This is a genomic window from Sorangium sp. So ce836, from assembly GCF_028553905.1.
Lineage (GTDB): Bacteria > Myxococcota_A > Polyangia > Polyangiales > Polyangiaceae > Sorangium > Sorangium cellulosum_D.
Genome location: NZ_CP102233.1, coordinates 1,830,620 through 1,851,799, shown reverse-complemented (window position 1 = coordinate 1,851,799; position 21,180 = coordinate 1,830,620). Strand labels below are relative to the sequence as shown.

Sequence of the window (21,180 nt, the reverse complement as noted above, 5' to 3'; positions counted from 1 at the left end):
GGCCGGGCTTCGTGGGCCGGTGCGGGCGCACGCGCGGCCCGCTGGCCGGCGCATTTCGGGGCGAGGCAGGTGTAATCGGCTCGCGGCCGGTGCGTCGTCCCCGGCAAGACCCTCAAGGAGGAGACGCCATGCAGACGAACGCTCGATACGTCCACGCCCTCGGCCCCGCCGCCCTGACGCGCTTCTACGACCCGGCGATCCGGCTGCTATTCCGCGAGGAGGCCTTCCGGAGCCAGCTCGTCGCGCACCTGGAGCTCGCCCCCGGCCAGCGGGTGCTCGACGTGGGCTGCGGCACCGGCACGCTCGCGGTGCTCGCGCAGCAGCGCCACCCCGGGGTGGAGGTGCACGCGGTCGACGGCGACGCCGAGGTCCTCGCCCTCGCCCGCGAGAAGGCCGCGCGCGCCGGCGCGGGCGTGCGCTTCGAGCGGGCCATGGCGTGGGCGCTGCCGTACCCGGACGGGACCTTCGATCGCGTGGTGTCGAGCCTCATGTTCCACCACCTCGGCGCCGACGACAAACGGCGGACGGCGCAGGAGATCCTCCGCGTGCTCCGCCCCGGCGGCGCGCTGCTCCTCGCCGACTTCGGGTCGCCGCGCAACGCGCCGGGCCGGGCGGCCGTGCGGGCGCTCCGCTGGTTCGACCGGCTCGCGCACCGCCACGACGACGCCCTCGCGCGCCGCTTCGACGACAACCTCGCGGACCAGCTCCCCGCGGTGCTCACCGGCGCCGGGTTCTGCGACGTGGCCGAGATCGACCGGATCGGCACCGCGATCCTGCCGATCGCGACGGTCCGGGGTTACAAACCCGGCGACGTGGCGCAGGCCTGAGCGGCGCACAGGCGCGCTCGACGAGATCGACGAGATCGACGAGCGCCGCCGCGGCCGCACGAGGCGGCCCGGGGGCGCGCGTTGCTCCGCCTCTCCGCGGCGGGTACAGTCGGCGGGGCATGCTGGTCACGACGGTGCTGGAGCGCGGGGCCATCTCGGTGCTCGACTACCGGTGCAGCGCCGGCCCCGCCGACGCGCCGTTCGTCGAGCAGCACCGCGGCTTCTCGGTCTCCTACGTGCGCAAGGGCAGCTTCGGTTACCGCGTCCGCGGGGAGTCGTTCGAGCTCGTCGCCGGGTCGCTCCTCATCGGCCACCCCGGCGACGAGTACATGTGCACGCACGAGCACGTCCGCGGCGACGAGTGCCTGTCCGTCCACCTCGCGCCGCCGCTGATCGAGGCGCTCGGCGCCCCGACCGACGCCTTTCGGACCGGCGGCGTGCCGCCGCTGCCCGAGCTGATGGTGCTCGGCGAGCTCGCCCAGGCGGCCGCCGACGGCAGGAGCGACATCGGCGTCGACGAGGCGGGAATGCTCTTCGCCGCCCGCTTCGTCGAGGTCGCCTCCGGGCGGGAGCAGCGGCCGCCCGAGGCCCTCGCGCGCGACCGTCGCCGCGCCGTGGAGGCGGCGATCTGGCTCGACGAGCACGCGCACGAGCCGGTCGATCTCGAGGGCGCCGCGCGCGAGGTCGGGCTCAGCCCGTTCCACTTCCTGCGGCTGTTCGCGCGGGTGGTCGGCGTGACCCCGCACCAGTACCTGGTCCGCGCCCGCCTGCGCCGCGCGGCGCGCCTCCTGGCCGACAGCGCCCGGTCGATCACCGACATCGCGCTCGACGTCGGGTTCGGCGACCTCTCCAACTTCGTCCGCACCTTCCACCGCGCCGCCGGCGTCTCCCCCCGCGGCTTCCGCCGGGCGGCGCGCGGGGATCGCAAGATCTTCCAAGACCGGCTCGCCGGGCGCCCCTAGGATGGCCGCCGGACGCGGGCGCTCGGCCCGCGCCGCCCCCCATGACGGCACACGGATTCCTCCTCTTCGACACGGCGATCGGCCGGTGCGGCATCGCGTGGGGCGCGCGCGGCGTCGCCCTCTTGCAGCTCCCGGAGGGGCGCGAGGAGGGCACGCGCGCGCGCCTGCTGCAGCGCATGCCGGGCGCGCTCGAGGCGCCGCCCCCGCCCGACGTGCAGCGCGCCATCGACGGCATCGCCGCGCTCCTCCGCGGCGAGGCGAGCGATCTGTCCGGCGTCGCGCTCGACATGGAGCGCGTGCCGCCGTTCCACCGCCGCGTCTACGAGGTCGCGCGCACCATCCCGCCGGGCGCCACGCTGACCTACGGCGACATCGCGGCGCGGCTCGGGTCGATCGGCTCGGCGCGCGCCGTGGGGCAGGCGCTCGGGCGCAACCCGTTCGCGATCCTGGTGCCGTGCCACCGCGTGCTCGCGGCCGGCGGCAAGGTCGGCGGCTTCTCCGCCGACGGCGGCGTCACGACGAAGCTCCGCCTCCTCGAGATCGAGCGCGCCCGGCCGGCCGGCGCGCCTCGGGCCGACGGCGGGGCGGCCGGCGCGCCTCGGGCCGACGGCGGCGGCGCGTTCGGCTTCGATCCGGCCGCCGCCGTCGAGCGCCTGCGCGCGTCCGACGCGGCCCTCGGGCGGCTCATCGATCGGGTCGGGCCGTTCGGCATGCGGCTCGACCGGACGTCGAGCCTCTTCCTCGCGCTCGCGGAGTCGATCGTCTACCAGCAGCTCACCGGCAAGGCCGCGGCGACCATCTTCGCGCGCGCGCGCGCGCTCTTCCCCCGGGCGCACGAGAGCTTCACGCCCGAGCAGCTCCTGCGCGCCTCGGACGAGGAGCTCCGCGCCGCCGGCCTCTCGCGCGCGAAGCTGCTCTCGCTGCGCGACCTCGCGCGGAGGACGCAGGACGGCGAGCTCCCCACGCTCGCCGAGGTCCACGGCATGGAGGACGAGGCGATCGTCGAGCGCCTCACGCAGGTGCGCGGCATCGGCCGCTGGACGGCGGAGATGCTCCTCATGTTCCGGCTCGGCCGCCCCGACGTGCTGCCCGTGGACGACTACGGCATCCGCAAAGGTTTCGCGATCGCGTTCAAGCAGCGCGAGCTGCCGGGGCGCAAGGACCTCGAGCGGCGCGGGGCGCGCTGGCGGCCGTACCGCACGGTGGCGAGCTGGTACCTGTGGCGCGCGGTGGATCTGGCGCGGGGAGACGGACCTCGCGCTCCCGCGGCGGACGGGGCTCCCCGGGACCGCGCATAAGCCGGCGCGGCTGTCGGCCGGCCCTGGCCTGGACGCGCGGTCTTCGCAGGGGCCGCCTGTCAGGCACGCTCTGACGACGGCGGCTGCAGAAACGCCACAGCGGGCTGTGCCGCATGGCGCGCGGCCGCGCGCAGGACCTCCGGAGCACGCGCGACGGCTGGCCGGCGTCGATGCGCGGGGTTAAGTTCTCGCCGGCCACAGAGCGAGAGCGCCGCGTGGAGCGCCGCACGACGTTGGACAAGGGTCGCCGTCCCGACGGCGCCCAGAAGAGCACTGGAGGAGCACGACAGTCATGCTGAAGAACCTCGAAGGGCAGCGCGTTCCGGATGTCACGTTTCGCACGCGTGTCGACGGTCAGTGGAAGGACGTGACCACGAAGGACGTGTTCGCGGGCAAGAAGGTGGTGGTGTTCGCCCTGCCGGGCGCCTTCACGCCCACCTGCTCGAGCAGCCATGTGCCGCGCTACAACGAGCTCGCGGCAGAGTTCAAGCGGCGCGGGGTCGACACGATCGCGTGCGTCTCGGTGAACGACGCGTTCGTGATGGATGAGTGGTGCAAGGCGCAGCAGGCGGACAAGATCCTGTTCCTGCCCGACGGGAACGGGGAGTTCACCGAGAAGATGGGGATGCTCGTCGACAAGGCGAACCTCGGGTTCGGCAAGCGCTCGTGGCGCTACTCGATGCTGGTCGAGGATGGCGTCATCAAGAAGATGTTCATCGAGCCCGAGAAGGAAGGCGATCCCTTCGAGGTGTCGGACGCGGACACGATGCTGAAGCACCTGGATCCGTCGTCGCAGGCGCCGCACGACGTGCTGATGTTCACGAAGCCGGGGTGTGGCTACTGCGCGAAGGCGAAGCGGCTCCTGGACGAGCAGGGCCTGGCGTACGAGGAGGTGGCGGCCTCGCCGCGCCGGCTGCGCGCGGTGAGCGGGAAGTCGTCGACGCCGCAGGTCTTCATCGACGGGAAGTACGTCGGCGGGGCCGACGACCTCGAGGCGTATCTCGCGAAGGCCTGATGTGACCGAGACCTGGCAGCTCTCGCCGGGACATGGCGCCATGCCCCTGGCTTGCCGCTCAGGGGCGGTACCGCGGATCGTCGAGGAAGGCGGGATCGGTCAGCGACCGCAGGAACGCCAATAAATCGGCCTTCTCGTCCGGCGAGAGCCCCAGCTCCTCGATCTGCGGATCGGTGGAGAAATGGCCCAGCCCACCGCGATCGTAATGGTCGACCACCTCCTCCAGCGTCGCCAGCGATCCGTCGTGCATGTAGGGGGCGCTCGCCGCAATGTTGCGCAGACCGGGCACCTTGAATTTGCCGAGGTCTCCCGTCCGTCCGGTGATCCTTTGCCGCCCGACGTCGCCGCCGTCGCGGTAGGTGCCGTTGTTGAAGAAGCCTTCGTTGGTGAGCATTCCGGCCGGGTGGCAATGGAAGCAGCCAGTCCGCTCGCTCAGGAACAGCGCCTCGCCGCGGCGCTCGGCGTCTCCGAAGCTCGTGTCGTCCCCGCGCAGGTGCCGGTCGTAAGGGCTGTCGGCGCTGACGATCGAGCGGACGAAGCTGGCGATGGCCTGGCGCAAGGACGCCTGGCCGGGAGGCCCGCCATAGGCATCCGCGAACGCCTTCACGTAGCCGTCATCGCCGGCGACACGAGCGACGGCCTCGGCGAGCGGTAGACCCATCTCGTCGGGGTGCTCGATGGGCATCCCCGCCTGCTCTTCGAGGGTGGCCGCGCGGCCGTCCCAGAAGAAGCGCTCGCCCCACGCCAGGTTCACCAGCGCGGGCGCGTTCCGCTGTCCCAGGCGGCCGTCGACCCCCCGGGAGACGGGGTCCGGCTCGGCGAAGGCGTGCTCCTGGCGGTGGCAGCTCGCGCACGCCACCTCGCCGGTGCGAGAGAGGCGCGTGTCGAAGAAGAGCCGCTTGCCGAGCTGGGCCCTCGCCTCGGTGAGCGCGTTGTCGACCGGCGCTCTGGCCGCCGCGGCGCGCGCCGGAAACCCGCCGGGGATGGCGTCCGTGACGAGCGGCGGCAGAGGTCCGGAGCCCGCCGACCCGTCGTCGCCGCATCCGCCCGCGAGGAGCAGCGCCGCCAGGCCCAGGGCCCCTCCGCGGCTGAAGCTCGGCGTCACGGATCGAAGGCGAACACCGTCAGGGCGGGAAGGCTGCGCCGCAGGCGCTCACCCGCGAGGAGCTCGTCTCCCACGGGCCCGGGCGGCCCGATGTACCCGGTCAAGTCGACGTCCGCCGTGGCGCCCTCGAAGATCTCGTCCATGACGAGCCGGACGACCTTGCCCGTCGAGCCGCTCTCGGGCACGGACACGGCGCCCCGTACCTCGACCCTGGGGGCGAGATCCATGGCAAGGTTGCCTCCCATGTGAACGGCCGGCGGAACCGTGGCCGCCCCTCCCTCGGGATCGACGGGATCACCTCCGGCCGGCGGATCCACCCTGCCCTCGTAGCGCAGGAAGAGGTAGCCGGTGTGCGGCCACGTCATCTGGGAGGCATCCGACAGAGGCGCGACGTTCTGCGCGGGCTGGGAGACATTGCAGGCCTGGTGCAAGCCCCAGACGAAGCTGACGCCTTCATAGCTGCCAGCCGGAGCGCGCAGCCGGAGCGTGGCCGAGCCCGGCTCCTCGGCGTTGTAGAAGTGGACCCCGTGAGGGGCGGGGGCGCCGTCCGGGCCGACGATATCGACGGGCACGAGATCGCCGCCCGCCTGGATCAGCGCCGCGTGCGAGACATAGAAGCGAACGTTGAGCGGCGTGACGGCGCTGCCGTCCGGCGCGGCGTTCGGCTCGCCGAACAGGAACGGCTTGCCGTCGAGGACGAGCTCGAACGCGAGCTCGACGAGGGTGCCCTCGGTCCTGATGGGCGCCGGCAGCTCTGCGCAGCCGGCCGGCCACGTCGCCTCGGCCGCGCCGCCCGCGCCGCCCGCGCCGCCGTCTCCGGGGTGGCCGGCCGCTCCACCCGTGTCGCTCTCTCCTCCGGCCCCGTCGGGCTCGCTGCCGCCCGCCCCGCCGGTCCCGGGCGCCGTCTGCTGAGGCGAGGGCGCGCCGCAAGCGGCGGCCACGCCCAAGAGCAATCCGATGAAGCCGAACAAGCGAGGAGATTTCATGGCGGGCTCGATTGTACGCGAGGACGCACCCCACGGGAACGGGTGACGCATCTCGGGGATTGGCAAGAGAACGCGAGGTGTCCTCTCCCTGGCGCCGCGCCTTCCTCCTCGGCCTCCTCGGCCTCCTCGGCCTCCTCGGCTTACTCGGCGTACATCTGGTCGATCACGCCGCGGAAGCGCTGCTCGATCACGTTGCGCTTCATCTTGAGGGTCGGCGTCATCTCGCCGTCCTGCACCGAGAACTCGCGGCCGAGGACGGTGAACTTCTTGATCTGCTCGAAGCTCGCGAGCCCCGCGTTCAGGGCGTCGATGTGCACCTTCACCTGGTCGACCACCTCGGGGGTCGTGATCGCGGCGTCGCCGTTCAGGGCGCCACGGCCCTTCAGCTCGGCGAGCTTCGACTCGGTCAGGGTGATCAGCGCCGACAGGTACTTGCGGCCGTCGCCCACCATGCACACCTGACTGATGATCTCCGCCGCCTTGAGCTTCTCCTCGATCGGCAGCGGCGCGATCATCTTGCCGCCGGAGGTCTTGAGGATCTCCTTCTTGCGACCGCGGATCTTGAGCTGCCCGCGCTCGTTCCACTCGCCGAGGTCGCCCGTGTGCAGCCAGCCATCCTCGAGCGCGGCCGCGGTCGCCGCCTCGTCCTTGTAATAGCCGACGAACACGTGCCGGCCGCGCGTCAGGATCTCGCCGTCCTCGGCCAGCTTGAACTCCACGCCGGGCACGGGCTTGCCCACGGTCCCCGCGCTCTCGACGCCAGGCTCGGTCATGCAGATGACGCCTGTCGACTCGGTCTGGCCGAAATCCTCGAGGATCTCGAGGCCGAGCGCGCGGAACCAGGTCGAGATGTGCGGCGCGAGCGCCGCCGCGCCCGAGGCCAGCATCTCGGCCTTGCCCAGGCCGAGGGCGGCGCGCACCTTGCCGAGCACGAGTTTGTCCGCGACCTTGAGCTGCAAGGCGTCGAGCGGGCTCGGCGCCCGCCCGGCATACCGCGCCTCGGCCACGCGCGCGCCGACCGAAAGCGCCCACTCGGCGAGCTTCTTCTTCGCGCCCTTGCCGCCGCGCACCTTCGCCATCACGCCTTCCATCATCTTCTCCCAGAGGCGCGGCACGCAGAGCAGCAGCGTGGGCTGCACCTCCGGGAGCTCGACCGAGACGTTCTCGAACTTCGAGCAGAAGCTGACGGTATAGCGCTGGGTGACGCCGACCCCCACGTTCTGCAGCTTCTCGGCGATATGGCAGAGCGGGAGGAACGAGAACATCGTGCCGCGCGCGAACGGCAGGCCCCAATACTTCACCACCATGTCGGACGTGTAGGCCAGGTTGTCGTGCGAGATCATCGCCCCCTTGGGGTTGCCCGTCGTGCCCGAGGTGTAGATCAGGAACGCGCCGGCCTTGGGATCGATCTTCGCCAGGTAGTCGGCGTACGTCTTCGCGCCCGGCCGCTGCGCGAGCGCGCGGCCCTCGGCCAGCGCCGATTCGTACGAGATCGCCTTTGGCGAGATCGACGTGTCGCCGTCGAAGACGAGGATCCACCGCACGCTGTCAGGGGCGGCGGACTCGCCCTTCTCCCCGGAGATCTTCTGGAAATATTCCCGGTTTTGCACCGCGAGCAGCGTCGCCTCGGTATGCGCCAGGATGTATTGGATGTCCTTCGCCGTGGAGTTCGGATAGAGCCCCGCCGACTTGCCCCCGACGAGCAGCGCCGCGAGATCGACGTGCACCCATTGCGGGCAGTTGTACGAGAGAATCGCGCCGATCTGGCTCGCGTCGAACCCCCTCGACTCGAGGAACAGCGCCAGGTGGTGGACCCGGTCGCGAACGTCTCGCGCCGTCAGCGTCGTCCATTCACCCCCGGATTTGTAACGCTGGGCCGGCGCGTACGGGGTTTCATGGGCCCACTGATCCAGACGGTGGAGAACGGTGCTCATGGCATCTTCCTGCGGCCTCGGGGCCTCGGGTGGGTGATCGGAGCCCAGGATGCGGGAGCCGCCGGGGCATTGTCAATCAGCCTCGAGAGCGCGCGCCGACGTCGAGCGGGTGCGCACGTCGCTCGTCGATCGTCCAGCTCGCCCGGGCGCTCCTGGGAGAGCGCGCCGCCTTCCGGGGCGCCGGCCGCCTCCGGGGCGGGCGCCGTGGGCCCCCCCAGGGCCGCCGCCGAGGTGACGAATCCCCGACGCGCGATCAAATATTTACTTGCGCATATATACACCAGTGCGTATGTTAAGCGCATGCCCAGCTCGGAACTGTTCGAAGTGCTGGCCGACCCGACGCGGCGTCTGATCCTGGAGGCGCTGCTCGACGGTGAGCGCGCGGTCGGTGAGCTCGTCGAGCTCGTCTCGATTCAGCAGTCCGGCGTCTCGCGCCACCTGCGCATCCTCGGGGAGGCCGGGTTCGTGGAGGTGCGGGCGGAAGGCACCCGGCGGCTCTATTCGCTGCGCCCGGAGCCTTTCCGAGAGCTCGACGACTGGGTGGGGCGCTATCGGTCGCTCTGGGAGAAGCGCCTGGATCGGTTCGGCCAGGCGCTCGAGGCGAGGCGAACGGCGCGCGACAGCGGGCCCAAGAAAGGACGAAGTGAATGAACGCGACGGTCGAAAAAGCCAGCATCCTCATCGAACGCACCTACCCGGCCTCGGTCTCCGAGCTCTGGGAGCTCTGGGCGACCAAGAATGGATTCGAGTCCTGGTGGGGTCCGGAGGGGTTCCGGGTCGAGGTCCACGCGCTCGAACCGAAGGAGAACGGGCTCCTCCATTACACGATGATCGCCGACGCCCCGGAGATGATCGAGGCCATGAAGCGCGGCGGGCAGCCGACGTCCCACGAGGTGCGCGCCCGCTTCAGCGCCTTCTCGCCCCACAAGACGCTCACCATCACGAGCGTCATCGACTTTCTCCCGGGCGTCGAGGCTTACGAGAGCAACATCGAAGTCCTCTTCACCCCGCTGGCGCACGGCGCGCACATGGCCGTGACGCTCCACGCGATGCACGACGCGCACTTCACGGAGATGCAGAGGGCCGGCTTCACGAGCCAGCTCGGAAAGCTCGACAAGCGCTACACGAAGTGAGGGTCCCCTCGCGGGGCGCTCCCCGGCTCCGGCCGCTTTTCCGCGGCCGTCGCCCCGGCGCTCGTGGCCGCGCCGGCCTCGGCGGGATCGATGCGCCGCCGCACGGCCTCGCGCCCGGCGAGAGCGGCGCGTCAGTCGTCGATCGCCTGGTAGACCGAGGTCCAGAAGTCGAGATAGACCGGCGACATGAGCGGGAATCCAGCGCGCTGGGTCATCAGGATGCCGACAAGGTCCTCCCTGGGATCCGAGCTCCAGGACGTGCCGTAACCGCCGTCCCAGCCGTAGCGGCCGGGGCTCGCCGTCACGTCGTCGCGCCGGGTGACGATCGATACGCCAAACCCCCAGCCGCGGCTGTCCCAGTAGCCGGGGAAGAACCCGGACGCCGCCTTCTGCTCGGGCGTCAGCTGGTCGGTCGTCATCGCCTCGACCGAGGGGCGCGACAGGATGCGCTCGCGCCCGTGCTTGCCCTTGTTCAGCAGCATCTGGCCGAAGGCGAGGTAGTCGTCGGCCGTCGAGACGAGCCCCGCGCCGCCGTCCGGGAACACGGGCGGGCGGCTCCACTGGCTGTCGGCGACGCCGTCGTGCAGGTCGAGCGCCCCGGCCTCGGCGCTGGCCCAGTAGCTGGTCGCGAGCCGATCGAGCTTGTCCGCAGGCACGCTGAAGCCGGTGTCCTTCATGCCGAGCGGCTCGAAGATGCGCTCGCGGAAGAACGCCTCCAGCGGCTGGCCCGCGGCGCGCGCGATCAGCACGCCCAGCACGTAGGACCCGGTGTTGTACATCCACCGCTCGCCCGGCTGATGCATCAGCGGCAGCGCCCCGAGCCGGCGGATCCACTCGTCCGGCGCGTGCGGCGTCGACGGCTTCGGCGGCCCCAGGCACGCGAGCTGCTGCTCGCGCACGGCCCTCTGGATCGGCGTGCCGCCCGGCGGCCCCATGATCATGCCGAACCCCATGCGGAAGGTCAGCAGATCGCGCACGGTGATCGGCCGGCTCGCGGGCACGGTCTCGTCGAGCGGCCCGTCGATCCGCTGAAGGACCTTGCGGCCCGAGAGCTCGGGCAGCAGCCGATCCACCGGCTCGTCGAGCCGCAGCTTGCACTCCTCGACCAGGATCATCGCGGCCACGGCGGTGACCGGCTTGGTCATCGACGTGATGCGGAAGATCGTGTCGCGCCGCATCGGGTCGTCGCCGCCGACCGCCTTCACGCCGATGGCGTCGACGTGCACCTCGCCCCGCCGGCTGATCAGCGTGACGAGCCCCGGCGCGTCGCCGCGCTCGACGTGGCCGCTCATGACGTCGCGCATGCGGCCGAGCCGCGCCCTGGAGAGCCCACCGGTGCTCATTGACTGCTTCCTCCGTTCATGTCCGAGGTCTTCACGTGCTGTCACGTCAGGCGGCGCCGGCGAGCTCTGATCGGCGATCCGGGGCAGGCGCGCTGGCCGGCGGCGGACCGGCCGCCGCCAGGCTCACCCCGGCTCGCGCCCCGGGATCTCCGGCCGCACGCGCACGCTCTTCCACCGCGCGAGCTGCACGAGCCCGGCCGGGGCGCCGCGCGGCTTGCTCACGTCGGCGACGCGGCAGACGTGGACCTCCACCTTGGCCGCGCCCCGCGCCTTCGAGTACCACGCGGCCGCCGCGGCGGCGCGCTCGACCACCTCGCGCGGGAGCTCCCCGCGCCCCGGGTTGCGCACGATCACGTGGCTGCCCGGCGTGCCGCCGGCCACGTGCAGCCAGAGGTCGTGCGGCTCGGCGATCTCGAAGGTGAGCGCGTCGTTGTCGTCGTCGCCGCGGCCGACGAGCACCTCGAAGCCGTCGAACGTGAGCGTGCGGTACGGCCGCCCCTTGCTGCCCATCCCCCGCCCCCCGCCGTCAACCGGCCGCGGCGCCGGCGCTCGGCCGCGCGGGCCGCGCGGGCGCCGCCTCGGTCTTCACCTCGGCGCCGAGCCACGCGAGCAGGTCCCGCACGACCTCCTCGCGGTTGATCTCGTTCAGCATCTCGTGGCGCCCGCCGGGGTAGATCCGCTGCGTCACCCGGCGGAGGCCGGCGGCGCGGTACGCCTCGATCATCTGCGTCACGCCCCGGAGCGGGCCGCCGACCGGGTCGCGCGAGCCGGAGAAGACGTAGACCGGCAGATCCTTCGGGATCCGCGCCTGCCGCTCGGGCCGCGCGATCTCCACCATCGCGTCGAGCAGGTCGATCCACAGCGAGACCGTCGCCGGGAAGCCGCAGTGGGGATCGGCCATGTACCCGTCGACCTCGGCGCGATCGCGAGAGAGCCAGTCGAAGGGCGTGCGCGCCGGCGCGAACTGCTTGTTGAAGCTGTCGAAGCTCATCGACTGGAGCAGCTGGCTCTTGCCCCGCTCGCCCAGGCGCCGCCGCTCCGCGCGCGCGAGGAGCCGGCCCGCGTCGACGAGCGGGCTCGGCTTGCCCGAGGAGCCCGAGAGCACCGCGCCCTGGATCGAGCCGCCGCGCTCGATCAGGTACTCCTGCACGAGCGAGGAGCCCATGCTGTGGCCGAAGAGCACGACCGGCAGGCCCGGGTGCTCCTCCTGCTCGCGGGCGATGAGCGCCGCGAGATCGCGCACGACCCGCTGGAAGCCGCCCTGGCTCGCGAAGAAGCCGAGCTCGCCGCGATCGCGCGCCGTCCTGCCGTGGCCGCGGTGGTCGTTCGCGTAGACGGCCCACCCGGCGGCGCAGAGCGCGTGCGCGAGGCGCGCGTAGCGGCCCGCGTGCTCGGACATGCCGTGGGCGATGTGGAAGATGCCGCGCGCCCCGTCGTCCGGGAGCCAGCGGTGCACGAAGAGCTCTCGACCGTCGTCCGCCTGAAACGTGAAGGTGTCCGCGGGCATCGGGAGAGGACCCTACCACCGCTCCGCGCGCGACTGACCACGATTCTCGATGCTTCCGCGCCGAAAGGACTTTTCGGTACGGTCCTCCGTGGCATGAGCTTCGCACGACGATCCGGCCATGCCCGAGCGCCGATCGTTGCCCGTGCTGTCGTTGCGCGACACCGTGCTCTTCCCTGGGATAGCGACGCCCATCACGGTCGGACGGCTGAAGACGCTCCGCGCGGTGGAGGCCGCCCTCCGGATGGAGGGAGAAGACAAGCGCATCTTCGCGGTCGCCCAGCGCGACGCCGCCGAGGAGCCCACCACGGGCGGCCTCTTCTCGATCGGCGTGATCGCCCGCATCACCCAGGTGCAGCGGTTCGGCTCGGGCCTCCAGCTCGTGCTGTACTGCGAGCGGCGAGCGGCCGCGCCCCGCTACACCGAGGTCGACGGCGTGATCCGCGCCCCGGTCATCGAGCTGGCCGATCTCCCCCTCCGTCCAGAGGAGGACAGCGCCCTGGAGGCGCTCTCCCGCGAGGTGCGCGAGCGCGCCGTCGAGTACGGCCGCCACCGCGGCGCGCCCGAGGACGTTCTCAAGCAGTTCGTCGGCAGCATGTACGGGCCCGCCGAGCTCGTGAACCACATCGCCTTCTACCTGGACCTCCCGACCCCCGAGAAGCAGGGGCTGCTCGAGATCCTCTCGACGGAAGAGCGGATGCGCAGCCTCGCGCTGCACCTCTATCGGCAGATCGGGATCGTGGAGACCCAGGAGAAGATCCGGACGACCGTCGAGGAGGAGCTCGGCGAGCGGCAGCGGGAGCTCTACCTGCGCGAGCAGCTGCGCGCGATCCAGAAGGAGCTCGGCGAGGAGGACGACGAGAACGCCGCGGCACGTCTGGAGCACAAGCTGCAGCGGGCGGGCCTCCCGGCGGACATCCTGCAGGAGGCCCGGCGCGATCTCTCGCGCCTCCGGCGCATGGGACGGGAGACATCGCCGGAGGCGCAGGTGCTGATGACCTGGCTCGAGTGGGTGGCCGATCTGCCCTGGAGCCAGCGCACCGACGACCACGTCGATCTCGATCGGGCGCGGGCGATCCTCGACGAGGATCACCACGGCCTCGGCGACGTGAAGGACCGGGTGCTCGAGTTCCTCGCCGTCCGCAAGCTGCGCGTCGAGCAGGCGCGAGGCGAGGGCGATCGGAGCCGCGCGGTCTCCCGCGGCCCGATCCTGCTCTTCCTCGGTCCGCCCGGGACCGGCAAGACGTCCATCGCGGAGTCGATCGCGCGGGCGCTCGGGCGCAAGTACGTCCGCGTCTCGCTGGGCGGGGCGCGCGACGAGGCGGATATCCGTGGACATCGTCGCACCTACGTGGGCGCGATGCCGGGCCGCATCCTCCAGGGGATCAAGCGGGTGGGCTCGAAGAACCCCGTGATCGTCCTCGACGAGGTCGACAAGCTCGGCGCCTCGTTCCAGGGCGATCCGGGCGCGGCGCTGCTGGAGGTGCTCGATCCGGCGCAGAACGAGGGCTTCGTCGATCACTACCTCGGCCTGCCGTTCGACCTGTCCGAGGTGCTGTTCATCTGCACGGCCAACTTCCGGGAGACGATCCCCGCGCCGCTGTTCGACCGGATGGAGACCGCGCTGTTCGCCGGATACACGGAGCAGGAGAAGCACGAGATCGCCCGGAGGTACCTGCTCCCCCGGCAGCGGCGGGAGTGCGGGCTGCGCGAGGATCAGCTGCGCGTGACGGGCGCGGCGCTCGGCGAGATCATCTGCGGCTACACGCGCGAGGCGGGCGTACGTCAGCTCGAACGGACGCTCGGCGCCCTGGCGAGAAAGGCCGCGCGCAGGATCGCGGGCGGCGAGATCGAGCGGGCTGTGGTGAGCGCGGAAGAGGACGTGAAGGAATTGCTCGGTCGCGCGAAGATGCGCCTGGAGCGGAGGCTGCAACACGATCAGCCGGGCGTCGCGACCGGCATGTATTACACGCAGATGGGTGGCGACATCATGCACGTCGAGGCGAGCGTGATGCCCGGCAAGGGCGATTTCGTCCTGACGGGGCAGCTCGGCGAGGTCATGAAGGAGAGCGGCCGCGCGGCGCTGAGCTATGCGCGCGCGCACGCGGCGGAGCTCGGCGTGCCGCTCGATCGGCTGCTGCGGCGCGACGTGCACGTCCACGTTCCGGCGGGGGCGGTGCCCAAGGACGGCCCGAGCGCGGGCGTGACGATCGCTGTGGCGCTGGTGAGCGCCCTGTCGGGCAGGCCGGTGCGGAGCGACATCGCGATGACCGGGGAGATCACGCTGCGCGGCACGGTCCTGCCGATCGGGGGCCTCAAGGAGAAGGTGCTGGGGGCCCACCGGGCGGGGATCTTCGAGATCCTGATCCCGGCGGACAACGAGGCGGATCTCGACGATCTGCCGGCCGAGGTGCGGCGCTCGCTGGAGTTCACCCTGGTGAGCACGCTCGACGAGGCGATCGCGGTCTGCCTGCGGCTCCGGCCGATCCGCCTGGAGGCGCCGGAGGAGATGCCGCACGCGCGGGCGTCCTGAGGCGCGCGCTCCGGGACGGCCTCAGCGGCGATCGGCGCTGTCGGTGTTGACGGAAGCGGCCCCCCGCCGCTCGGTCAACCCGGCGGAATCCTCGACGATGGCCTGGAAGCTCCGCAGCTTCCCGGCGTCGCGCATCCCCACGCGGATGGAGAAGCCCGGGTCGTCCGGGCGCCGGTAGAGCAGGATGGCCGCGTCTTGCCGCTCGAACAGGAGGCAGCGCCGCGGGTACGGCAGCCGCGTGAACCCCAGCCGCTCGAAGACCACGGCCGCGTCCTCGGCGCTCGGGGGCGCGCCCGCCGGCCCGTCCGCGGAGAGATGCTCGGCGCGGTGAGGGAAGGTCGGGAGGTGGACATTCCTCATCGCCAGCACGAACAGCATCTCCCGGAGGCTCACGAACCGCCGGGTGAGGCGCGTCTTCCACGTCTGCTCGCCGAACGGAAAGCGGACCACCTGGCAGTCCTCGGCCTCGGACGGAGCGTCGAGATCGAGGAACGTGTGCTGCCCGTCCGGAGAAGCGTCGCCGAAGGCGTAGAGGAAGCGGCGCGGCGGCATCCACGGGGCAAGCTCGTAGAGCTCTGCGATCTTCGTAGGGTGGTACTCGTGGAGGCCGTCGAGCAGCGGCCCGCCCTCGGCGCCCATCGCCAGGGCAAACGAGCGGTAGAAGCCCGGGCAAGGGCGGCCGAAGCGCTCCTCGAGCTCGTCGAGCCGCCAGCCGTAGACGCCCTGGATCCGGCCGCGGTACCCCGGCGCGTAGCGGTCCAGCAGCGCGAGGAGCTCTTCCATGGTCAGGGACACTCCGCGTGGTTGTCACAGAGCATCTCCGGGACGAGCTCCTGGCAGGTCTCGCACGAAGGCACCGACTCTTCGTGATCGAACTCCTGCGGGCCCCTCGCGGTCACTTCGCCTTCCGTCCTCGTGTACGTCACCTTGACCAGCTTGCCCAGGGGCGAATACCACTTCTCCGACATGGTCTTGACCTTGTGTCCGCCCGCGCCTCCTGCCTGGAGGAGCTTGGGAGCGGCGCAGTCCCAGGCATTGCGGTCCATCTTCTCGAGAGCGCTCTTCTGCCGTTCGCTCTGCGTGAAGCCGTCGACGAGCGCGAACGTCCCGGTGGCCTTCACGGCGCCCCTGAAGCCGGGCGTGACCTCGCCGGAGGCGGCCGCGAGCATCTTGGGGCTGCTCGTGCACTTGCAGATGCACGCCCCGATCATATAGGCCTTGGTGTACGTCCCGGACTTCTCGTCCTCCCCGAGGACAGGACCCAAGTCCGCGATCTCTTTGTTGATGTCGCGGAGCTCCGCCGAGAGGGCCTCGGTCGCGCGCTCGGCCTCTCGCCGGAGGGCCTTGATCTCGTTCTCCTTCGCCGTGACCTTGCCGCGGGCTTCGCCGTAGGCCTTGCCGAGCGTGGCCTTGCCCTCCGCGGGCGCCTTCTGGAGGGCTGCCAGGGCGGACGCCGCGGTCGCCTGCAGCGCCTCGAGCGTCTTGCTCTCCTTGTCGATCTCCAGCTCGAACTCGGACCGCTTCTTCCGCCGCTCCTTCAAGGCCTCGAGATACCTGCGGAGGAGCGCCTCTTGCGCGCGGAACCTGTCCCGGAGCTCCTTGAAGAGGTCGAGCAGGGTCGCCACCACCTCGCCCGTCTCGTGAACCCGGTGGTTGTCGACCGGCTGCTCGCACACCGCGCACGGCGCGTCGTCGCCGTAGGCCAGCCCCGTCTGCCCGTTCGAGATGAACGCCGTGTTGAAGGTGTTGCCGTTGTGCAGGGTCGGGTCGAGGAACCGGGCCACGCCCTTGCCCTCCACCTTCACGTCCATGCTCGATCCGCCCCAGGTCAGCTTGCCCTTGATCTTCGACGAGATGACGCCCCCGGCCGCCCCCGGCTCGTCGCCCGTGCTCGTGCTGAGCTCCGAGCTCGCGAGGGCCACGGGGTTGCCCGCGATGCTCGTCTGCTTGCTGCCCTTGGCCAGCATCGCGTCCTGCGCCGTGTTCACGAACGGCGTGGGCACCGGGCCGGCCGGCGTGGGCACCTTGCAGACGTCCGGCGGCGCCGCGACGTGCGTGAGGCCGTCGCCCTGATGCAGGACCAGCCGGCCGTTCGCGAAGACGTTGCTCATCGCCCCTCTCCTCCGCCGGAGCCCCCGGAGGCCCCCTCCACCACGCACGCCCCCACGCGCCCCCCGCGGCCCCGCCCGCCGTCCGCGCTGCCGTACACGAGCGCGCGCGGCGCCCGCCCGGCCGCCCTCGCCGCCTGCGCCCACCTCCGCCGCCGGTGGAGCGCCGCGGCCAGCATCACCGGCGCGGCGCCCGCGCCCGCGTCGCCCAGCCACTCGCCCGCCGCGCGCAGCGCGAGCGGCTCCGGCATCCACGCGGCGTTGCGCAGGTACGCGCGCGAGAACTCCGTCGCCCAGAACGACTCGCCCGGCTGGCAGCTCATCACCTCGTCCACGCGCCGCGCCCCCGCCGCCTCGTCCCCCCGGAGCGCGCGGAACACGCCCGTGAGCCCGTCGGCCGCGCTCGGCACCCGCGACGCGAACGGCGCGGGCTCGGCCCCGAGCGCGACGCCCAGCACGACGCCCAGCGCCTCGACGCCCATCGCCGCCGCGGCCCCGGGCCGCGCCACGACCACGAAGCCCGCCGCCTCCCCCGGGATGCGCCCGTCGCGGTTCTGCGGGGAGAGGTGCAGCCGCGCCGCCGCGAGCGCCGCGAGCGAATCCGCGTCGCAGAGCGAGTCGACCGCGCCCACCACCGCCATGGAACCGACCCGGCCCGCGCGCAGGTCCCCGATCGCCGCGGAGAGCGCCTCGAAGAAGGCCGCGCGCCCGCCCTCGAACGCCCCGACCAGCGCGAGCGCGCCCCCCGCCTGGCCCGGCGGCGCGGCCAGGAGCGCGCCGAGGAGCGGCTCGCGCGCCACCGGCGCGCCCAGCGACGGCTCCGGCAGCCCGAGGTAGAGCGGCACCCGCCCGGTCGGGGACGCCTTGAGCCGCTCCCGCACGCCGTCCAGCGCGGCGCGGCCGAGCGCGATCATCCGCTCCGTGCGGGTGGACGACGGATCGAGCGTCGAGAGCCGCGACGCGCGCACCGGCTCGCCCACGCCCGGCGCCGCGGCCTCGGCGAAGCGGGCGAGCCCCGCCCGCATCGACGCGAGCGTCATCTCCTCGGTCGTCCCGATCGGCGTGCACAGCCCGAGGCCCACGACGCGCTCGCCGCTCACGGCGCGTGCTCCCACGGCTCCAGCAGGCGGACGGTGGTGACCTCGTGCCCGGCGAGCTCGCCGTGGGCCGCGAACGTCGCGCGGTAGACGAGCGAGACGCGCCGCTCGTCCGGCTCCAGGTAGACCGCGTCGAGCGCCATGAGCCGCCGCTCCACGCGCCGCGCGAGGGCGCACTTCGCGACCACCCGGCACACGGGCAGCGAGAACGCGATCGGGCCGTCCGGCGAGACGCCGTCGAGGAGGACGGGCTCGCCGCCGCGGAGGTGCGGCGAGGCAGCGAGGCGCCGCGGCGCCGCCTGGAAGAAGCGCTCGTCGAAATCGGCGGGCCAGAGCGGGGCGCGCCGCTCGACCCACGCCGCGTCGTACGTGCCCGCGAGCCCGAGGCGCGGCTGCCAGCTCCGGGCCACCGGGCCGAAGCCGCACGGCGGAGGCCGGTCCGACCAGCCCTCGATGAGCGCGTCGGGGTCCTCGATGAACGGCAAGGGGCGGCCCTGCGCCTCGCGCTCGCTCGCATGGAGGCCCATGCCCACCGGGTTGCGCGCGTCGTGCGCGCCGGCCGCCGCCCCGCCGAAGCTCTGCTCGTAGCGGAGCGGCATCGACCGGAACGGCTCCGGGCTCGAGGGGGACAGCCCCGCCCTGCCCCGCTGCCAGACGCGCGCGCCGAAGACCAGCGCCCGCTTCTCGACCCGGCCCACCCGGACCGCGACCGAGGCCGTGGTCGCCCGCCGCCCGCCGGCGGTCCACGCGTGGCCGTGGAGCAGCACGTCCGTCATCGGGCGCGTGTACGCGGCCTCCGATTCATAGCGAAGGCTCGACGCCCCGGGCTCGCCCCAGTACTCGTCGGCCGCGCGCGGCGCGGGCTGCTCGTCGCAGAGGCGCAGCGGCCCCGCGGCCGGCCGCCCCGGCGCCGGCAGGACGAAGCTGCCGGCGACGACGACGACGAGGCATTCCACGCCGTCCCGCGTGAGCGACGGGAAATCGGCGGCCGCGAGCGGGGTGAGGTTGTCGAGGGCGGGCATCCAGCCGGTGAGCGGGGATGTTTTCAGACTCGCTGGCCCACGACAAGCAGCTCGACACCGCCAAGCGCGAAGCATGTAGTATCGGGGCGCTCGCGCGCGCGCTCCCGTGCGCTCGCCTCTCGGGAGGAGCGGGATCCGTGCACACATTCCAGATCGAAGGCGTCGGCGGAGATCTCCGGGTCGTCCATTTCGAGGGGCAGGAGGCGATCTCCGAGCTCTTCCGGTTCGATATCACGCTCGTGAGCCTCGCCGGCGACCTCGCCCTCGGCGCCGCGGTCGGAAAGCGCGCGTCGCTCGGCTTCCGGGTCGGCGAGGACGTCCGCCGCGTCCACGGGATCATCGCCCATTTCGAGCTCGGCGAAGAGGGGAAGAAGCTCACCACGTACAGGGCCGTGCTGGTCCCCGACGTCTTTCGCCTGCTCCACCGGCGCGACAGCCGCATCTTCCAGGAGCTCTCGGTCCCCGACATCCTGAAGAAGGTCCTCGAGGCCGCCGGCGTCGCCGCGGGCGACTGCCGCTTCGCGCTCCGGGGGCGCTACGCGCCCCGCGAGTATTGCGTGCAGTACCGCGAGACCGACTGGGCATTTGCCTGCCGGCTGATGGAGGAAGAGGGCATCGCCTACTGGTTCGATCACGACGCGGAGGCGCACACGCTCGTGCTCTGCGACGACCCCTCGGCCCACCCCCCGATCGACGGCGAGGCGACGCTCGTGTTCCGCCCGCCGCTCGGCGCGCTCGTCAGCGGCGAGCACGTCTCCCGCCTCCGCTACGCCGAGCAGGTCCAGCCCGGCAAGGTCACGCTGCGCGATTACAATTTCAAGAAGCCGGCGCTCTCGCTGGAGAGCTCCGAGCAGGGCGAGCGCGACGACGATCTCGAGATCTACGACCACCCCGGCGATTACGACGCGCCGGGCGCGGGCCGCGAGCGCGCGCGCGTCCGCCTGGAGGAGCTCGCGGCGAGGCGCCGCATCGCCGAGGGCGAGGCCGCGTGCCCCCGCCTGCTCGCCGGCCGCACCTTCTCGCTCGCCGAGCACCCGCGCGACGACGTGAACCAGGCGTACCTCCTCGTCCGCGTCGAGCACAGCGGCCACGAGCCCGCCATGGAAGCCGTGGTGAACGAGGGCAAGCCGCCCTGTGAAACGCGGTTCCAGGCCATCCCCGCCGGCGTCCCGTTCCGCCCGCCGCTCGTCACGCAGAAGCCGTCGATCAAGGGCGTCCAGACCGCGATCGTCACCGGCCCCGCGGGCGAGGAGATCTACACGGACGAGCACGGGCGCATCAAGGTGCAGTTCCACTGGGACCGGCAGGGCAAGCGGGACGAGCGCAGCTCGTGCTGGATCCGGGTGAGCCAGATGTGGGCCGGCAGCGCGTGGGGCGCGGTCGTCCTGCCGCGCATCGGCCACGAGGTCGTCGTCGATTTCATCGAGGGCGACCCGGATCGCCCGCTCGTGGTCGGCAGCGTCTACCACGGCGCCAACGTGCCGCCGTACGCGCTGCCCGCCGAGAAGACGAAGAGCGCCCTCAAATCGAACAGCTCGTCCGGCGGCGAGGGCTACAACGAGCTCCGCTTCGAGGACCGGAAGGGCTCCGAGGAGGTCTTCCTCCACGCCCAGAAGGACTGGAACACCGTCGTTCGGAACGACAGGACCCAGGACATCGGCCGCGACGAGGCGCTCCACGTCGCCCGCGACCGGACCAAGCGCGTGGACAACGATCAGCGCGAGGTCGTCGGCGGCCACAAGGCCATCGAGGTCACGAAGACGCACACGGAGAGCATCGGGCAGGACGAGCGCCTCGACGTCGGCGGCGACCGGAGCGTCGCGGTGGCGGGCGGCCACGCCGAGTCGATCGGCAAGGACCAGTCGATCGACGTTGGCGGCGGCCAGAGCGTCTCGATCGGCAAGTCGGCGTCGATCTCGATCGGCAAGGGCAAGACCGAATCGGTCGGCGAGGCGAGCGACGAGACCGTCGGCAAGAGCAAGTCGGTGAGCGTGGACGAGGCGTACGCCATCACGGTCGGCAAGGACATGACCGTCACGGTCAGCAAGAGCGCGCGGGACGAGATCGGCGAGAACAAGGCCGTCATCGTGGGCAAGGCGCTCACCATCCAGGTCGGCGACGCGCAGATCCTGATCAAGCAGAGCGGCGACATCGTGCTGCAGGGAAAGCAGCTCGTCGTGAAGGCCGACGGCCCGATCCAGGTGGAAGGGCAGAAGCTCGCGGTGAAGTCCGGCGGCGACGTGAGCGTGCAAGCCTCGGGCAACGTGAGCGTCAAGGGCGGCAAGATCGGGATGAACTGACGGCGTGTCCGAT

The 21,180-nt window shown here is 72.1% G+C and carries 18 protein-coding genes; 8 read left to right on the top strand and 10 right to left on the bottom strand.

What is annotated here, in order from left to right:
• The first annotated feature begins 128 nt into the window (after nucleotides 1–128).
• The 4 genes from NQZ70_RS06855 to NQZ70_RS06840 all read left to right on the top strand — a co-directional run bounded on the left by NQZ70_RS06855 (nucleotide 129) and on the right by NQZ70_RS06840 (nucleotide 4,102).
• Entirely contained in the window at nucleotides 129–827 is a 699-nt protein-coding gene (locus NQZ70_RS06855; RefSeq protein WP_129573496.1) for a class I SAM-dependent methyltransferase, read from the top strand.
• A gap of 119 nt (nucleotides 828–946) precedes the next feature.
• Nucleotides 947–1,789 carry an AraC family transcriptional regulator gene (locus tag NQZ70_RS06850; protein WP_207217763.1) on the top strand — a complete coding sequence of 281 codons (843 nt, stop codon included), beginning with the start codon at nucleotides 947–949 and terminating at the stop codon, nucleotides 1,787–1,789.
• 41 nt (nucleotides 1,790–1,830) lie between these two features.
• Nucleotides 1,831–3,087 (top strand): methylated-DNA--[protein]-cysteine S-methyltransferase, encoded by a 1,257-nt coding sequence (locus NQZ70_RS06845; RefSeq protein ID WP_129573495.1) that lies wholly within the window; start codon nucleotides 1,831–1,833, stop codon nucleotides 3,085–3,087.
• 292 nt (nucleotides 3,088–3,379) lie between these two features.
• Nucleotides 3,380–4,102, top strand: coding sequence for a glutathione peroxidase (locus NQZ70_RS06840; protein WP_129573494.1), 723 nt, complete (start codon nucleotides 3,380–3,382; stop codon nucleotides 4,100–4,102).
• A 58-nt stretch (nucleotides 4,103–4,160) separates the two neighbouring features.
• Here NQZ70_RS06840 and NQZ70_RS06835 read toward each other — a convergent pair whose 3' ends face one another.
• The 3 genes from NQZ70_RS06835 to NQZ70_RS06825 all read right to left on the bottom strand — a co-directional run bounded on the left by NQZ70_RS06835 (nucleotide 4,161) and on the right by NQZ70_RS06825 (nucleotide 8,127).
• The gene (locus tag NQZ70_RS06835; RefSeq protein ID WP_129573493.1) at nucleotides 4,161–5,207 is read right to left on the bottom strand and encodes a cytochrome-c peroxidase; all 1,047 of its coding nucleotides are present in this window, start codon (nucleotides 5,205–5,207) and stop codon (nucleotides 4,161–4,163) included.
• On the bottom strand, nucleotides 5,204–6,193 hold the full coding sequence (locus tag NQZ70_RS06830; protein ID WP_165373824.1) for an MbnP family protein: 990 nt from the start codon (nucleotides 6,191–6,193) through the stop codon (nucleotides 5,204–5,206). Before NQZ70_RS06830 ends, NQZ70_RS06835 begins: the two co-directional genes overlap by 4 nt.
• A 140-nt stretch (nucleotides 6,194–6,333) precedes the next feature.
• On the bottom strand, nucleotides 6,334–8,127 hold the full coding sequence (locus tag NQZ70_RS06825; protein WP_129573490.1) for a long-chain fatty acid--CoA ligase: 1,794 nt from the start codon (nucleotides 8,125–8,127) through the stop codon (nucleotides 6,334–6,336).
• A 300-nt stretch (nucleotides 8,128–8,427) separates the two neighbouring features.
• On the opposite strand from NQZ70_RS06825, the gene NQZ70_RS06820 reads away from it, so the two are divergent.
• Both NQZ70_RS06820 and NQZ70_RS06815 read left to right on the top strand, forming a co-directional pair.
• Nucleotides 8,428–8,778 carry a helix-turn-helix transcriptional regulator gene (locus NQZ70_RS06820; RefSeq protein WP_129573489.1) on the top strand — a complete coding sequence of 117 codons (351 nt, stop codon included), beginning with the start codon at nucleotides 8,428–8,430 and terminating at the stop codon, nucleotides 8,776–8,778.
• Complete coding sequence (locus tag NQZ70_RS06815) at nucleotides 8,775–9,260, top strand: SRPBCC domain-containing protein (protein ID WP_129573488.1); 486 nt, start codon at nucleotides 8,775–8,777, stop codon at nucleotides 9,258–9,260. The genes NQZ70_RS06820 and NQZ70_RS06815 overlap by 4 nt, the downstream gene beginning before the upstream one ends.
• Nucleotides 9,261–9,391: 131 nt before the next feature.
• On the opposite strand, the gene NQZ70_RS06810 is transcribed toward NQZ70_RS06815, so the two are convergent.
• The 3 genes from NQZ70_RS06810 to NQZ70_RS06800 all read right to left on the bottom strand — a co-directional run bounded on the left by NQZ70_RS06810 (nucleotide 9,392) and on the right by NQZ70_RS06800 (nucleotide 12,110).
• Nucleotides 9,392–10,603, bottom strand: coding sequence for a serine hydrolase (locus NQZ70_RS06810; protein WP_129573487.1), 1,212 nt, complete (start codon nucleotides 10,601–10,603; stop codon nucleotides 9,392–9,394).
• Between the two features lie 123 nt (nucleotides 10,604–10,726).
• Nucleotides 10,727–11,113: an NFACT RNA binding domain-containing protein gene (locus NQZ70_RS06805; protein ID WP_129573486.1), complete on the bottom strand. Its 387-nt coding sequence runs from the start codon at nucleotides 11,111–11,113 to the stop codon at nucleotides 10,727–10,729.
• Nucleotides 11,114–11,129: 16 nt separating this feature from the next.
• Complete coding sequence (locus NQZ70_RS06800; protein WP_129573485.1) at nucleotides 11,130–12,110, bottom strand: alpha/beta hydrolase; 981 nt, start codon at nucleotides 12,108–12,110, stop codon at nucleotides 11,130–11,132.
• Between the two features lie 118 nt (nucleotides 12,111–12,228).
• Between NQZ70_RS06800 and lon the strand changes: the two genes are divergently transcribed.
• Nucleotides 12,229–14,640, top strand: a complete 2,412-nt coding sequence (gene lon, locus NQZ70_RS06795) for an endopeptidase La (RefSeq protein ID WP_129573484.1) — start codon at nucleotides 12,229–12,231, stop codon at nucleotides 14,638–14,640.
• 21 nt (nucleotides 14,641–14,661) lie between these two features.
• On the opposite strand, the gene NQZ70_RS06790 is transcribed toward lon, so the two are convergent.
• From NQZ70_RS06790 to NQZ70_RS06775, 4 genes are read right to left on the bottom strand one after another with little or no spacing between them, the layout of a single operon-like run.
• Complete coding sequence (locus NQZ70_RS06790; protein WP_129573483.1) at nucleotides 14,662–15,423, bottom strand: hypothetical protein; 762 nt, start codon at nucleotides 15,421–15,423, stop codon at nucleotides 14,662–14,664.
• Between the two features lie 2 nt (nucleotides 15,424–15,425).
• On the bottom strand, nucleotides 15,426–16,751 hold the full coding sequence (locus tag NQZ70_RS06785; protein ID WP_129573482.1) for a DUF4150 domain-containing protein: 1,326 nt from the start codon (nucleotides 16,749–16,751) through the stop codon (nucleotides 15,426–15,428).
• Entirely contained in the window at nucleotides 16,748–17,848 is a 1,101-nt protein-coding gene (locus tag NQZ70_RS06780; protein WP_129581193.1) for a 3-oxoacyl-ACP synthase, read from the bottom strand. The genes NQZ70_RS06785 and NQZ70_RS06780 overlap by 4 nt, the downstream gene beginning before the upstream one ends.
• Complete coding sequence (locus NQZ70_RS06775) at nucleotides 17,845–18,867, bottom strand: DUF2169 domain-containing protein (protein ID WP_129573481.1); 1,023 nt, start codon at nucleotides 18,865–18,867, stop codon at nucleotides 17,845–17,847. The genes NQZ70_RS06780 and NQZ70_RS06775 overlap by 4 nt, the downstream gene beginning before the upstream one ends.
• 137 nt (nucleotides 18,868–19,004) lie before the next feature.
• On the opposite strand from NQZ70_RS06775, the gene NQZ70_RS06770 reads away from it, so the two are divergent.
• On the top strand, nucleotides 19,005–21,167 hold the full coding sequence (locus tag NQZ70_RS06770; protein WP_129573480.1) for a type VI secretion system Vgr family protein: 2,163 nt from the start codon (nucleotides 19,005–19,007) through the stop codon (nucleotides 21,165–21,167).
• The last annotated feature ends 13 nt before the right edge of the window (nucleotides 21,168–21,180 follow it).

Coding starts and splice junctions, on each gene's coding strand:
- NQZ70_RS06825 (WP_129573490.1), bottom strand. CDS start 8,127: ATGAGCACCGTTCTCCACCGTCTGGATCAGTGGGCCCATGAAACCCCG.
- NQZ70_RS06845 (WP_129573495.1), top strand. CDS start 1,831: ATGACGGCACACGGATTCCTCCTCTTCGACACGGCGATCGGCCGGTGC.
- NQZ70_RS06810 (WP_129573487.1), bottom strand. CDS start 10,603: ATGAGCACCGGTGGGCTCTCCAGGGCGCGGCTCGGCCGCATGCGCGAC.
- NQZ70_RS06805 (WP_129573486.1), bottom strand. CDS start 11,113: ATGGGCAGCAAGGGGCGGCCGTACCGCACGCTCACGTTCGACGGCTTC.
- NQZ70_RS06815 (WP_129573488.1), top strand. CDS start 8,775: ATGAACGCGACGGTCGAAAAAGCCAGCATCCTCATCGAACGCACCTAC.
- NQZ70_RS06830 (WP_165373824.1), bottom strand. CDS start 6,193: ATGAAATCTCCTCGCTTGTTCGGCTTCATCGGATTGCTCTTGGGCGTG.
- NQZ70_RS06790 (WP_129573483.1), bottom strand. CDS start 15,423: ATGGAAGAGCTCCTCGCGCTGCTGGACCGCTACGCGCCGGGGTACCGC.
- NQZ70_RS06820 (WP_129573489.1), top strand. CDS start 8,428: ATGCCCAGCTCGGAACTGTTCGAAGTGCTGGCCGACCCGACGCGGCGT.
- NQZ70_RS06800 (WP_129573485.1), bottom strand. CDS start 12,110: ATGCCCGCGGACACCTTCACGTTTCAGGCGGACGACGGTCGAGAGCTC.
- NQZ70_RS06840 (WP_129573494.1), top strand. CDS start 3,380: ATGCTGAAGAACCTCGAAGGGCAGCGCGTTCCGGATGTCACGTTTCGC.
- lon (WP_129573484.1), top strand. CDS start 12,229: ATGCCCGAGCGCCGATCGTTGCCCGTGCTGTCGTTGCGCGACACCGTG.
- NQZ70_RS06855 (WP_129573496.1), top strand. CDS start 129: ATGCAGACGAACGCTCGATACGTCCACGCCCTCGGCCCCGCCGCCCTG.
- NQZ70_RS06775 (WP_129573481.1), bottom strand. CDS start 18,867: ATGCCCGCCCTCGACAACCTCACCCCGCTCGCGGCCGCCGATTTCCCG.
- NQZ70_RS06850 (WP_207217763.1), top strand. CDS start 947: ATGCTGGTCACGACGGTGCTGGAGCGCGGGGCCATCTCGGTGCTCGAC.
- NQZ70_RS06785 (WP_129573482.1), bottom strand. CDS start 16,751: ATGAGCAACGTCTTCGCGAACGGCCGGCTGGTCCTGCATCAGGGCGAC.